The sequence below is a fragment of the Microbacterium sp. F01 genome (assembly GCF_056156365.1).
Genome location: NZ_CM149592.1, coordinates 830,936 through 843,943, shown reverse-complemented (window position 1 = coordinate 843,943; position 13,008 = coordinate 830,936). Strand labels below are relative to the sequence as shown.

Genomic DNA, 13,008 nt, shown 5'->3' with positions numbered 1-13,008 from the left:
CGCCGATTGTGAGAAACACCTAATGTCGAGAGTGATTCTCGAAGTGACAGGAGCCGAGTCATGACAACACCCTTGGCAACGATTGCCGACGCACTGATCGAGTTCATACTCAGTCTCCTGGGCGACCCGGCCGCCGCGGCGGAGTTCGAGGAGGACCCCCAGGGAACGCTGGCCCGCAACGGTCTCAGTGACGCGTGCGTCGAGGATGTCCGCGCCGTCGCCCCGGTCATCGTGGACCACCCCCACGTCAGCCCCAAGCCGCCGATGCCTCCGGCACCGCCGAAGCCGCCGTCGGTCGAGAACGAGATCTACAACATCACGAACAGCTTCGCGATCGACAATCGCGCGACGATCGTGGACCAGTCCGTCAACCAGAACATCTGGGCCAACGGCGACGTCAACCAGATCTTCGACCAGGAGGCCATCGTCAACAGCGGCGACAACGGTGCCGCCGCCGGCGAAGACGCCGAGGTCGACAACTCCAACGACACCACCACGGTGGGCGACGTCTCCATCGGCAACGAGGACACGACGACGAACATCGACGGCTCGTTCAACGACAACTCGACGAACACCGACACCGAAGTGGATGCCGAGGCCGACGAGTCGTTCAACAACTCGCCCGACTCCGACCCCGTCGTGACCGCGAGCGTCGAGGCCCCTCCCGCAGAGGCCCCGCCCGTCGAGGAGGTCGCGCCGCCGGTCGAGATCGAGACGGTAGCCGACGACGCCTACGACTACGCGGTCGACGCGGCGACGTTCGTCGCAGAAGAACCTCCGCTCGAGCTCGAATCCGAGGACCAGTACTAAGGATCCGACGTGCCCGATCGGGAAGACGACGACCGCTCGCGCGCCCTGGCAGGACCAGGGCGCGCGAGCGCGCGTCCCAAGCCGCCCCCGCCGACCTTCGAGGAGCCGCCGCCGGGCCAGGCCATCGGCCGTGTGCCGGTGCGCAAAGTGCCGGCCTCCAGTGTGCAGCGCCCGCCCGCGACGGCCTCCCCACCGAGACAAGGGACTCCTCAGCCTCCGCCACCACCAAGGCGAGAGGCTCCCGAGCGGCCTCCGACCGCCAGCCCGAACGCGGCCCCCGTGCTCACGAAGCGCCCCCCACCGTTCTCTGTCAGGCTCAGCCAGTTCCTGTGGGTGCTGAGCCTGCTCACCGGCGGCGTCGCGGTGGTCTATCTCTTCGTCATCCGCGAGGACCAGCTCCCCATCATCACGGACGTCGTGCGCGCCGTCGAGGAAGGCCGGAGTGAAGAGACCTACACTGCTGCGGCCGACATCATCTTCTGGCTGGTCTTCGGCACGGCGCTGGCGCTGCTGCTGGTGCAGATCGTGCTTCTCGTGTCGTTCACCAACCGCAAGCCGCACGTCCGGTGGTGGCAGCTGGCCACCGTGGTGGGGCAGATTCTGCTCTTCCTGCTGTCAGCGGAGATCTTCACCACGGGCGAGCACGCCCCCGTCCTGCGGCAGGTGCTCTTCGCCCAGTGGGCCCTCGCCCTCCTCGCGCTCCTGTTCAGCACGTTCCACGGCGCTCTCCAGTGGACCGCCCGCAAGTACGACGTCAGACGCGCCGGCTCCGACGACGGCGAGTTCTGACGCGACCTCCTCGAGACTGCGGATCACCGAGCGGGCGACCTCCACGGTGGCCCGCTCGGCGAGGGGCGACTCGCTGAGCGTGCGCCAGCGCGCAAGGAGCTCGTCGACCCGCTCGCGGCTCTCGACGGTAGTGGCGGTCTCCGGCAGCGCCAGACGAGCGCTCGGGGAGGGGCCGGTTCCGCCGATGATGCGCTCCGCCTCCTCCGCGTCGAGTCGGCCCAGCGGCAACCCCGAGGAGCGCGCCCGCGACAGAAGCGAGAGCTCCCGCAACGTGTGCGCCGACGCGTAGATGCGCTCGACCCCACCCAGGACCGCTTCCGCGCCGTCGCGCGGTTTCTCGCGCAGGAGCCTCTGCAGTGCGTCGAGCACACCGCGCACCTTCAGCGCCCCGGCGCGAGTACGGAACTGCAGCTGGATGAACTGCTGGAGTTCGTTGAGACCGCTCTGCTGCACGAGTTGCTCGGAAAGCTGCGACGAGTCGGCGGCGCCGCCGCGGATCAGCGCGCTCGCGAGGCGCACACCGAAGATGCCGAATCGGTTGAGCAGCTCGCGACGGACGTCTTCGCTCAGCGTCGTCGCCTCGGTGGGGCGCACGAATCGGTCGGCCGACACCATCAGCGCCTCGCGAGACTTCCGCTCCAAGCTCGCCAGCTCGCGGAAGGCGGCGAACTCGTCCTCGCGGAGGGTCTTCGCGCTCTCGGCGAGGAGACCCGCGACGGGCACCACGCCGAGCGACAGCGACGCGAGGTCGCCGTCCTTCTCGTAGCGGCGCGCCACCTTCCCCGCCGACAGCAGCGAGTCGATGCGACCGGATCCGATCTCGTCGGCGCGCGACAGCACCGCGACCGCGTTCACCGTCTGCGACGCACCGGCAGCCGTGTCGCGGAACGACTCCAGGAACTTCAGATCGGATGCGTGGAGGTGGCGCATAAGGTAGACGATCGCGTCGGCCGACGAGGGCTCGGCATCGGGCACCAGGAAGTCGGTGGAGCGCGCTGACACATCCCGCGAGAGGGAGGCGATTCCCGGGGTGTCGATGAGGATGAGCGACCGCAGCCCGGTCGACGGCCAGCCGACGTCGATCCAGGCGACGTCCTCGGGCGAGACGCCGCCGAGATCGAGCACCAGCCGGCCCGCGTCGCGACGGATGGGCATCGGGCGCGGCTCTCCGTCATACGGGTGCATGGTGATCGTCGGGGTCGCCGAGTAGCGATACCACGTCACCACGCGCGTGCACTCTCCCGCGTCCGTGGGGGCCAGGCGTTCGCCGAGCATCGCGTTCAGCAGCGTCGACTTGCCGGCCTTGACCATGCCCGCGAGGGCGAGACGGATCGGCTCGCTGAGGCGGCGCTCCAGGTCGGTCAGCAGGTCGCAGGCTTCCTGATCGTCGGCGTAGAGCTCGCGCGCGGCGCGGACCAGAGCGCTCGCGTCGTCGCGGATCGACACCCTCACCGCTTCGCTGCCTCCACGGCTCGCAGCGGCGGCAGCGCCGGGATCTTCGCCTTCAGCGTCTCGAGCTGCTGAACCCGCAGCTGAAGCTCCTTCACTCGCTGGTCCTGCTCTCCCGCGTAGGTGCCGGCGGCCTGCTTGGCGGCGAGGACCGCGTCCGAGAGCGAGCGGTGCAGCTCGTCGGCGATGCTGCCGAAGTGGTCGCGCGCGGCACGCTGCACGATGCGCAGTCGATCCTTCAGCTGCTTGCCGACCTGGAACTGGACCTCGTCGAGATAGCGGCGCACCAGCGTCTTGGCCTCGAAGCGCCGGCGGGACAGCCGCGAGTTCATGTCCTCTCGATAGGCCCTGCGACCCACCAGCACACCGGCCAGGAGCGACAGCGGGTTGATGAGCGACAGGCCGATGAGGCCGGTGGCGAGGCCGACCATGAGCACGCCGCCGTACGAGCCGCGGACGCCGATGAAGATCTTCTCGCCGGCACCCATCTGACGGTGCTCGAGCGTCGAGATGTTCTCCACGTCGTCCAGGATGCCCTCGGTGTCGCCCACGTAGATCACGGGCAGGTCCGTCTCGCCCTGGATGAACAGCTCTGCGACTTCTTCCGACAACCACCGTGAACGCTCGTCGGTCCACACGAACGTCTCCGAGACGGCCGCCGAGACGCGCTGATCGAGCCACTCGGTGAGCTGGTCCCAGATGGGCCCGGGGTCGCCCTCGTCGATGGCGTTCTCCGCCTCGCGCTGCACCTTGCGCAGGCGGTCGCGGAGGTCATGCTCCATGTCGGAGATCAGGTCGGCGACGCCGTCGTTCAGCTGCACCTGCCACTTGGATGACCGGCCGCGGAATTCGTCGGCGCGCGCCTTGGCGTCCTCGAGTTGCGCGATGAGCTTGGGGGTGTCCTCCGGGTGGAGGATCGCCTCGAGCTCGGAGGTCAGCGACATCTTGAGCTGGTCGACGACCGAGATAAGATCGTGCACCGCGCTGCGCGCCTGGATGATCTCGGCTCGGCCGAGCACTTCCTGGCGCAGGTGGCTCACGAGCGCAGGGAAGCCCGACTCCTCGTTGAGCGTGCGGTCGCGCTCTTCCGCCGCGATCAGGCGCAGATCGCTCGAGACGGCGAAGATCGGCACGTCGCCGATGTCGCCGAGGTGCGAGCGGTCGATGCGCTCGATGTCGCGCCACTGCGGGTAGAGGTCTGTCTTGGCGAGCACGGCGGCGACATTGGGGGACACGCGCATCGCGTGCTTGAGGAACTGCACCTCGGGCTCGGTGTACTCCTGTGACGCGTCCGACACGAGAAGGACGGCGTGCGCCGATGACAGCGCGGCGAGTGTCGCGAGAGCGTTCGTGGAGTCCAAGCCGCCGACGCCGGGCGAGTCCACCAGGCGCAGGCCGCCCTTGAGCAGCTCGCGAGGAAGGACCACCTCCGCGGTGATGACCTTCCGCTCGTTCGCGGGATTCCCGCTCTCCGACACGTACTGGGCCAAGTTCTCGAGCGGGATGCGCTGGCGCACGGGTGGTGTGTCTTCGTCACCCTGGATCGTCACCCAGGCGTCGGGTTGCGCCGCGTAGCCGACCGACGTCGGAACGCTCGTGGCCACGTCGTCGTCGACCGGGCAGACCGGCGCGTTGACGAGAGCGTTGATGAGCTTGCTCTTGCCCTGCTTGAACTCGCCGACCACGATGACCCGGACGTTCGGGTCCTGTAGACGGGCATGCGTGTTCTCGAGGCGCTTGGCCAGGTCGCCGCGGCCCGTCGTCGTGGCGAGCTGGCCGACGTTGTCGACGATCGAGACGAGCGCCTTGCTCGCCGCCGGTGCGACCGGCGGCGCAGTGGGCCTGTCGGCGTCCCCTGAGACCGATTTCTGGACGGCCGTGCTTTCAGCCACGAATGCTCCCCCTTGTACGCACTCCCCGGGTACCACGCTAGTCGAAGGTCAAGGAGCGGGGGCGGTACCGGAAAATACGTGTCCGTAACGTGGTCTTGCCCGGCCGCCCCTCGGGAGGGCGGCCGGGCAAGGTCTGTGTGAGTGGATCAGAGATCGATGATGTCGTCGCCCGCGGAGTCGCCGCCGGGGCTGAAGAAGTTACCGCTGTTCTCCCACTCGATCTCGTTCTCGAACGACGTGTCGACCTCGCTCGTGAACGAGTCCTCGATGTCGACGTCGACGTCGGTCGACTGGTCGTTGAACGAGTCGTCGATCTCGACCTCGAACTCGTTCCACTCGTTGGTGGAGTTGTCCTGGAACGAGTCCTGGATGTGCGTGTCGATCCACGTGTTGCCGATCGACACGTCGCCGACGCTGATGGTCGTCTGCGAGTTGTCGACGTCGGCGTCGTCACCGGCGGCCGCACCCCAGTCACCCGAGTTCGCGACGGCCTCCTGCTCGAACTCCTGGTCGACATCGCCGTCCACGAAGCCGAACGACTGCGACACCGACTGGTCGACGACCTGCGCGCGGTTGTCGATGTCGAGGTTCAGCGCGCCCGACGCGGCCGCAGCAGCGGCAGCAGCACCGCCGGCACCGCCGAGGGCGAGGTTGAGGTCGCCACCGACACCGGTGTTGTACTGACGGACGCCGACCGTGACCGAGTCGTCGTTCAGCGTGGTCTCGTTGAACGAGTCGGTGTAGTCGTTGTACGACTCCTCGGTCTCCGAGTTGTCGTTGTACGAGTCCTCGATGTCGCGGTTGTCATCGGTCGAGTTGTCGGAGTTGTCGTTGTACGAGTCCTCGGTCTCCGAGTTGTCGTCCGTCGAGTTGTCCGAGTTGTCGTTGAACGAGTCCTCGATGTCGACCTCGAGCTCGTTCTCGACCGAGTTGTCGGAGTTGTCCGACTGGTTGCCGACGCCGACGGCGGCGTTGTTGGTCGAGTTGTCCGAGTTGTCGGAGTTGTCCGAGTTGTCGGAGTTGTCCGAGTTGTCGTTGCCCGAGAAGTTGCCGTTGCCCGAGTCCTCGACGTCGACGTCGGTGGCGTCGCCGCCCACGTTGTCGGAGAAGTTGCCGTTGCCCGAGTCCTCGACGTCGACATCGGTGTTGCCGATCTCGTTGTCGGAGGCGATGTCGTTGCCGACAGCGCTGTTGACGTTGTTGTCGTCGTTGCCGACTGCGCTGTTGACGTTGTTGTCCTCGACGTCGACGTCGGTGTCGTTGCCGACAACGTTGCCGTCGTTGCCGACGACGTTGTCCTCGACCTCGACATCGGTGTTGCCGACGTTGTTGTCGGACAGGACGTCTTCGATGTTCGTCTGAACGCCGAGGACGTTCACATTCTCGTCAGCCATGATCAATCCTTTTCTCGCAGAGCCAGGTGGCGATGTATGAAGAGTCTCTTCCCACCGCCGTGTACCCGCATCCGGGGTGATCCCGGAACCTCCCCGGGGGAATAGGGGGTTCGGGGTAGGGGTTTCCGGAGGGGGTCCGGGGGTGCCCCGAACCGGAGCACGTAGGCTCGGCGGGTGGAACTCTCCGAACTCGAAGCGCTCCTGACGCCCGAGGGCCTGCGGCTGCTCGACGCGATGCCGCCGGTGGACTCCTCCGACGACGTCGCGCGCGCCGTGACCCGGCTGCGCAGGGACGGCCACTCCCCCGACCTCGTCTCGGCGGTCGTCGGCCAGGCGCGACTCCGCACGCGCGCGCGGGCGAAGTTCGGCGATCTGGCGGAACGGATGCTGTTCACCCGTGCGGGTCTCGAACAGGCGACGCGTCTCGGCATCGCGGCCCGCCACGCGGCACGGTTCCGCGACGCGGGGTTCACGCGCGTGGCCGACCTCGGCTGCGGCATCGGCGGCGACGCCCTCGGACTCGCGGGACTCGGCCTCCGTGTCACGGCCGTCGATGCCGACGCGGTGACCGCCGGCATCGCTGCCTACAACCTGGCGCCGTTCGGTGCTGACGCCGAGGTGCGCCTCGGCACCGCGGAAGACACCGACCTCGAGGGCATCGACGCCGTGTGGCTCGACCCGGCCCGCCGCACCGCCGGGCACTCCGAGACCGCCCGCACGCGCCCCGAGGACTGGTCGCCGTCGCTCGACTGGGTGTTCGACCTCGCACAGCGCATGCCCGTCGGCGTGAAGCTCGGCCCCGGACTCGACCGCGACCTCATCCCCGACCACGTCGAGGCCCAGTGGGTGAGCGCCGACGGGTCGACCGTCGAGCTCGTGCTGTGGTCAGGAGCCCTGGCTCGACCTGGTGTCCACCGCGCCGCGCTCGTGATCCGCGGCGATCAGGCGCACGAGCTGACAGCCGAGACGGATGCTGCGGACCAGCCCACCCGTGACCTCGGCGCCTTCCTGCACGAGCCCGACGGCGCCGTCATCCGCGCGCGCCTCATCGGTGACGTGGCACGCTCACTCGAGGCCGGGATGCTCGACGAGCACATCGCCTACCTCACGTCGGACGCCGCCCTCACCTCGCCGTTCGTCTCGACGTTCCGCGTGCGCGAGGTGCTTCCCGCCGACGAGAAGGCCCTCGCCAGGGCGCTGCGCGAGCGCGACATCGGCCGCCTCGAGATCAAGAAGCGCGGCGTCGACATCGACCCCGCGGCGCTGCGCACGCGCCTGAAGCTCCGCGGGTCGGCATCGGCGACCCTGCTCCTCACCCGCGTCGGCACCCGCCGCACCGCGATCCTCGCCGACCGCGTCTGATCCCGGATCAGCCGATGATGTGGGCTTGCGCCGCGGCGTAGAGGAGCCAGCCGGCGCTGTAGAGGATGGACAGCGTGCCGAGCACGATCGCCCAGACCGCGATCGCGCGGTTCTCGAGCGGTCGGCGGAGAGCGATGATCGCGGATACGACAGCGACCAGCCCGATCGGGAATCCCCAGCCGACGAACATCGACACGAGGAGCCCGACGATCGCGAACGCGAGCGCCCAGGCCGCGAGTCCGCGGTGGAACGCCGAGTCCGTCGCCGGCCACGACGTGTCTTCGGGGTGGAACTCGCCGCCCGGCTCCGCCGGCGCCGTCTCCACCGTGACGGCGACCGGTGCGGTCGGCAGCCGCAGGAACCCGCCGCGATGCGCCCCCGGCAGGGGTGACGCGTCCTGCGCGAGGTCGACGTCGGGCGACACCGACGACACGGTCGGCCCCGCGGGGGTCGTTGCGCTGTCGGGCACATCGGAGGGAGCGGATGCTGCGTCCCCGTTGCCCGGCCCGAGCTCGCCCGGATCGCCGACGCGTTTCGCCTCTGCGTTTCGGCTCGCAGGCTCGCTCAACGACCGCGTTCCTCGCTCGCTCAACGAGCGAGATGCGGCGTCGGCCGGATCAGCCGGGGGCTTCTCGGCGTCGCCGGGCGGCGGCATCCGTTCGTCCGTCATGCCGACTCCGCGACCTGGATCTCGGTGACCGGCAGCGTCGAATCCGCCCCGAACTCGAGGGTCGAGGGCGCGCGGCCCGACATGATGAGCTCCGACGTCAGCGCCGCGATCATCGCGCCGTTGTCGGTGCAGAGCGACAGCGGCGGGATCCGCACTGTGACGCCTTCGGCCGCGGCGCGCTCGATCGCCACGTCCCGCAGCCGCCGGTTCGCGATGACGCCACCGCCGAGCAGCAGGCGGGGCACGCCGTGGTCGCGGCACGCGGCGAGTGCCTTGGTGACGAGCACGTCGACGACGGCCTCGCGGAAGCTGGCGGCGACATCGGCCACGGGCACCGGCTCGCCCGCCGCCTCGCGCTGCTCGACCCAGCGGGCGACCGCGGTCTTGAGGCCCGAGAACGAGAAGTCGTAGCGGTGCTTCGCCATGTCGCTCGCGCGCGACAGCCCGCGCGGGAACGGGATCGCCGCAGGCTCTCCGGATGCTGCGGCCCGATCGATCTCGGGACCACCCGGATACGGCAGCCCGAGCAGCCGCGCGACCTTGTCGAAGGCCTCGCCGGCGGCGTCGTCCATGGTCTCGCCGAGGAGCTCGACGTCGGTGGTCAGGTCGCGGACCAACAGCAGCGAGGTGTGCCCGCCGGAGACGAGGAGCGCGACCGTCGGGTACTCGAGCGGCGGCGCGTCGGCGTCGAGGATGTCGGCCGCGATGTGCCCGACGAGGTGGTTCACCGCGTACAGAGGCTTCTCGAGCGACACCGAGAGCGCCTTCGCGGCACCGACGCCGACCATGAGCGCACCGGCGAGTCCGGGGCCGGACGTCACCGCGACCGCGTCGAGGTCGGCGAGAGCGACTCCGGACTCGGCGAGGGCCGCCTCGATCGACGGCTGCAGCGCCTCGAGGTGCGCGCGGGCGGCGACCTCGGGCACGACGCCGCCGTAGCGGGCGTGCTCGTCCATCGAGCTGGCGATCGTGTTCGACAGCAGCGTGCGGCCGCGCACGATCCCGATCCCGGTCTCGTCGCAGCTCGTCTCGATGCCGAGCACCAGCGGTTCGGCGCGGTTCACGTGCACACCCCTCCGTCCCACGCGGCCTTCTCGTCGGGGCGCCGTTCACGGACTTCGGAGATCTGCGTCGAGGCCGCAGCATCCGTCCCGGATCCTGCGAGGTCCGTCGCGTTCTGCGAAGTCTGGGAGACGAATGCCGCCGCCGACCACCCGCGCAGGTCGAGCTTCATCACCACGGCGTCGACGTCGTCCGGCTGGTAGTACCGGGGCTTGCGGCCGATCTCGGTGAAGCCCTCCGACACGTACAGCCCCTGGGCGACGGGGTTGTCGGCGCGCACCTCGAGGAACACGTCCGTGACGCCGCGCCGCGCGGCCTCCTCGAGCAGCGCCCGCAGCATCGCCCGCCCGCGGCCCCGGCCGCGCGACACCTCGGCGATCGTGATGGTCTGGATGTCGGCATCCTTCGCCCCGGCGACCGCCCGGAGCCCCGCGTACCCGACCAGGCGGCCGGCCTCGTCGTCGACGACGTACCAGCCATGCGGCGAGGCGAGCTCCTCGCGCATCATCGCCTCGGACCACGCGTCGGTCGGGAACGACGTGCGCTCGAGCGTCATGATCGCGGCGAGGTCCTCGGCGGTCGCGGCGCGAAGGGTCACGAGCCCACCCGCTTCGGCGCGTGCGGGAGGGTCACGTCGGGTGAACGCAGGTAGAGCGCGTCGGCGGGTCCGATCGTGCGTCCGGCGCCGAGTGCGCGGGCCGCGGCGAGCGCGAGCATTGCCGCGGGGATCCGGTCGGCGTCGCGACGCACGGCCGCGGCGCTCGCGAGCACACCGTCGAGGTCGTCGCGGGGTGCGAGCGCGGGCTCCGTGACGCGCACCGGGAGCCCGTCGTCGTCGAGCCCGCGGTAGAGCGTGTACGCGAACTCGCGGCGGCGCGCGTCGGTGACGACGGCGAAGGTCTCGTCCGCGGCATCCTCGTATCCGCCGGTGAGCGCATCGTGGAGGAGCAGTTCGAGGGCGACCGCGTCGTGGCTCGGCACCGGCACGACCGGCACGCCGCGCCCGAGGGCGAAGGTGCGCGCGGCGGCGATGCCGACGCGCAGCCCGGTGAACGGGCCGGGTCCCATTCCCGCGGCGACATGCGTGATCTCGGACGGGGAGACGGATGCTTCCGCCAGCGACCGTTCGATCAGCGTGCCGATCACCTCGGCGTGGCCACGGGGGTCTGCGCTCTCGACCTGCGAGCGGATGACGCCGTCCGGCTCGACCACCGCCACCGCGGAGCCGAGCGACGTGTCGATGCCGAGGATCACCCTTCCAGGGTAGTCGGCGCCCCGTGCCGGGTGATCTCCACCAGGCGGGGGGTGTCGGCGTCGAGGTCGGCCTCGTGGGCGATCGTGCCGCAGGCGTTGTCGACGCCGCGGCCGTGCCACTCGCGCTCGAGCTCGACCTCCCACCACCGGTCGCGGAGGCCGTCGACGAGCCCGCGGCCCCACTCGACGATCACGACGGAGCCGTCGAAGTCGATGTCGAGGTCGTCGAGCTCGGCCGCCGAGCCCAGGCGGTACGCGTCGACGTGCACGAGCGGCGCCCCACCCGACAGCGACGGGTGCGTTCGGGCGAGCACGAACGTCGGGCTCTGGATGGGTCCGCGTACGTCGAGCCCTCGGCCGATGCCGCGGGTGAGCGTGGTCTTGCCCGCGCCGAGCGGACCGGTGAGCACCACCATGTCGCCGGGGCGCAGCATCCGTCCCATCTCTTCGCCGAGCGCCTCCATCGCGTCGGGCGAGGTGATCTCGCGCGTGCCGACGAGTGCGTCCAAGCCCTGAGCTGTCGTGTTCACGCGGGGTGCAACAACGGGCGCGTCGTCCGCGTTCCCGCTCACTCCGACACCTGCCGGCGGGGCACGCGGGGTCCGATGCGCGTGACGATCTCGTAGTTGATGGTGTCCGCGGCATCCGCCCATTCCGTCGCCGACGGCACGGCGAGGGTCGGGTCTCCGAACAGCACGGCCGTGTCGCCCACGGCCACGGGCGCATCGCCGACGTCGACGACGAACTGGTCCATCGCGATGCGGCCGGCGACGGTGAACCGGCGCCCGCCGATGACCACCGGCCCCGCACCCGACGCCTGGCGCGGCACCCCGTCGGCGTAGCCGAGGGGCACGAGGGCGAGCGTCGTGTCGCGCTCGGCTCGGTAGTCGTAGCCGTACGACACGCCCTTGCCGGCCGGCACGCGGCGCACCGCGGCGACGGTGCCCCGCAGCGTCATCGCGGGGCGCAGGCCCAGGTCGGCCGAGGTGCGGTCGTCGAACGGCGAGAGGCCGTAGATCCCGATGCCGATGCGTACGCAGCCGAGGCGCGCCTCGGGCAGATCGATCGCCGCGTGCGTCGCGGCGATATGCCTGAGCGGCGGCGCGAGGCCGAGCGAGGCTGCGGCGGCCACGCCCTCCTCGAACGCGCGCAGGGCTGCGCGGTCGTCTTCTGTCGACGCGTTCGAGAGGTGGCTGAAGAGCGCGATGACGCGCACCCGGCCGATGCGCTCGAGGCGGGCGGCCTCGGCGAACACCACGCGATACTCCTCGGGCGCGATCCCGTTGCGTGAGAGCCCGGTCTCGAGTTTCAGGTGCACACCGACGGGACGATCGGCGGATGCTGCGGCCGCGGCCTTCTGCAGCTGCTCGAGGCTCGAGATGCCGAGCTCGATCCCGAGCGCGGCGGCCTCGGCGAAATCCGCGCCCGGGGCGTGCAGCCACGCGACGATCGGGGCGTCGATGCCCGCGCGGCGGAGGGCCAGCGCCTCGGTGATGTCGGAGACTCCGAGCCGCGACGCGCCGCCGGCGAGCGCGGCGAGCGCCGAGCGCACCGCGCCGTGCCCGTACCCGTCGGCCTTGACGACCGCGATGATCTCCGAGCCGGTGAGCCGGCGGAGGTGCCGCACGTTGTCCTCGATCGCGCCGACGTCGACCGTCGCCTCGCGCAGAGCTCCGGCGGGCACGCGGCTCACGCGTCGGCTCCGTCGGTGCCGTCGTCACCGGCGACGTTCTCGCGAGGCAGGCGATTCGCGCCGAGACCGGGGACCTCACCCTCGGTCTCGCGGACAATCCCCTGGTTCGGCGTCCCAGGCACGGCCTCGGCGATCACGTATGCCGTCGCGAGCCCCGCGTCGTGAGAGAGAGACAGGTGCAGCGCCGTGATCCCCCGCTCCGCGACGACCTCGGCCGTCGAGCCGCGCAGCGAGAACACCGGACGCCCGGACGCCTCGGAGGCGATCTCGATCTCGGTCCAGTGCACCCCGTCCGAGCCGCCGAGCGCCTTGATGAGTGCCTCCTTCGCGGCGTACCGCGCGGCCTGCGAGTGCGGCTTGAGCTGCTGCTCCGCCTCCGAGAAGAGGCGCGGCAGCAGCTGCGGGGTGCGCTCGATCGTCCGCTCGAACCGAGGGATGTCGACGATGTCGACGCCGATACCGACGATCATGTGGTCCTCCTGCGTGCTGCAGCCGCAGCATCCGCCACCCTATCGCGCCACCCCGTCGCCCGACGTCCTCGTTGAGTTGGCGTATATGCACGCGACTCGCGGGCGTGTCGCGTGCATATACGCCAACTCAACGAGAGGAGGAGCCTCAAAAGGGACGGCAGGC

11 protein-coding genes and 1 pseudogene are annotated in these 13,008 nt (G+C 70.2%); 2 read left to right on the top strand and 10 right to left on the bottom strand.

All coding sequences use genetic code 11. From position 1 onward, the window contains the following. Positions 1-60 precede the first annotated feature (60 nt). Positions 61-810 (top strand): IniB N-terminal domain-containing protein, encoded by a 750-nt coding sequence (locus ACVN90_RS03670; protein ID WP_475100822.1) that lies wholly within the window; start codon positions 61-63, stop codon positions 808-810. A 615-nt stretch (positions 811-1,425) separates the two neighbouring features. Here the strand turns inward: ACVN90_RS03670 and ACVN90_RS03665 are convergent. From ACVN90_RS03665 to ACVN90_RS03655, 3 genes are all read right to left on the bottom strand, one after another. Continuing rightward, on the bottom strand, positions 1,426-3,045 hold the full coding sequence (locus tag ACVN90_RS03665) for a dynamin family protein (protein WP_475100821.1): 1,620 nt from the start codon (positions 3,043-3,045) through the stop codon (positions 1,426-1,428). Positions 3,046-3,047: 2 nt separating this feature from the next. Beyond that, complete coding sequence (locus ACVN90_RS03660) at positions 3,048-4,940, bottom strand: dynamin family protein (RefSeq protein WP_475100820.1); 1,893 nt, start codon at positions 4,938-4,940, stop codon at positions 3,048-3,050. A gap of 146 nt (positions 4,941-5,086) precedes the next feature. Continuing rightward, the gene (locus ACVN90_RS03655; protein WP_475100819.1) at positions 5,087-6,334 is read right to left on the bottom strand and encodes a hypothetical protein; all 1,248 of its coding nucleotides are present in this window, start codon (positions 6,332-6,334) and stop codon (positions 5,087-5,089) included. Positions 6,335-6,508: 174 nt separating this feature from the next. Between ACVN90_RS03655 and ACVN90_RS03650 the strand changes: the two genes are divergently transcribed. Continuing rightward, positions 6,509-7,696, top strand: a complete 1,188-nt coding sequence (locus ACVN90_RS03650; RefSeq protein ID WP_475100818.1) for a THUMP-like domain-containing protein — start codon at positions 6,509-6,511, stop codon at positions 7,694-7,696. Positions 7,697-7,703: 7 nt separating this feature from the next. On the opposite strand, the gene ACVN90_RS03645 is transcribed toward ACVN90_RS03650, so the two are convergent. From ACVN90_RS03645 to ACVN90_RS03615, 7 genes and pseudogenes are all read right to left on the bottom strand, one after another. Then, positions 7,704-8,366: a DUF4190 domain-containing protein gene (locus tag ACVN90_RS03645; protein ID WP_475100817.1), complete on the bottom strand. Its 663-nt coding sequence runs from the start codon at positions 8,364-8,366 to the stop codon at positions 7,704-7,706. Then, complete coding sequence (gene tsaD, locus ACVN90_RS03640) at positions 8,363-9,430, bottom strand: tRNA (adenosine(37)-N6)-threonylcarbamoyltransferase complex transferase subunit TsaD (protein ID WP_475100816.1); 1,068 nt, start codon at positions 9,428-9,430, stop codon at positions 8,363-8,365. Before tsaD ends, ACVN90_RS03645 begins: the two co-directional genes overlap by 4 nt. Beyond that, the gene (rimI, locus tag ACVN90_RS03635; protein ID WP_475100815.1) at positions 9,427-10,026 is read right to left on the bottom strand and encodes a ribosomal protein S18-alanine N-acetyltransferase; all 600 of its coding nucleotides are present in this window, start codon (positions 10,024-10,026) and stop codon (positions 9,427-9,429) included. The genes tsaD and rimI overlap by 4 nt, the downstream gene beginning before the upstream one ends. Continuing rightward, positions 10,023-10,682, bottom strand: a complete 660-nt coding sequence (gene tsaB, locus ACVN90_RS03630; RefSeq protein WP_475100814.1) for a tRNA (adenosine(37)-N6)-threonylcarbamoyltransferase complex dimerization subunit type 1 TsaB — start codon at positions 10,680-10,682, stop codon at positions 10,023-10,025. The genes rimI and tsaB overlap by 4 nt, the downstream gene beginning before the upstream one ends. Beyond that, positions 10,679-11,212, bottom strand: a complete 534-nt coding sequence (tsaE, locus tag ACVN90_RS03625; protein WP_475102051.1) for a tRNA (adenosine(37)-N6)-threonylcarbamoyltransferase complex ATPase subunit type 1 TsaE — start codon at positions 11,210-11,212, stop codon at positions 10,679-10,681. The genes tsaB and tsaE overlap by 4 nt, the downstream gene beginning before the upstream one ends. A 38-nt stretch (positions 11,213-11,250) precedes the next feature. Then, positions 11,251-12,375 carry an alanine racemase gene (gene alr, locus ACVN90_RS03620; RefSeq protein WP_475100813.1) on the bottom strand — a complete coding sequence of 375 codons (1,125 nt, stop codon included), beginning with the start codon at positions 12,373-12,375 and terminating at the stop codon, positions 11,251-11,253. A gap of 122 nt (positions 12,376-12,497) precedes the next feature. Beyond that, positions 12,498-12,845: pseudogene (locus ACVN90_RS03615) on the bottom strand (holo-ACP synthase); the annotation flags it as partial. Between the last annotated feature and the right edge of the window lie 163 nt (positions 12,846-13,008).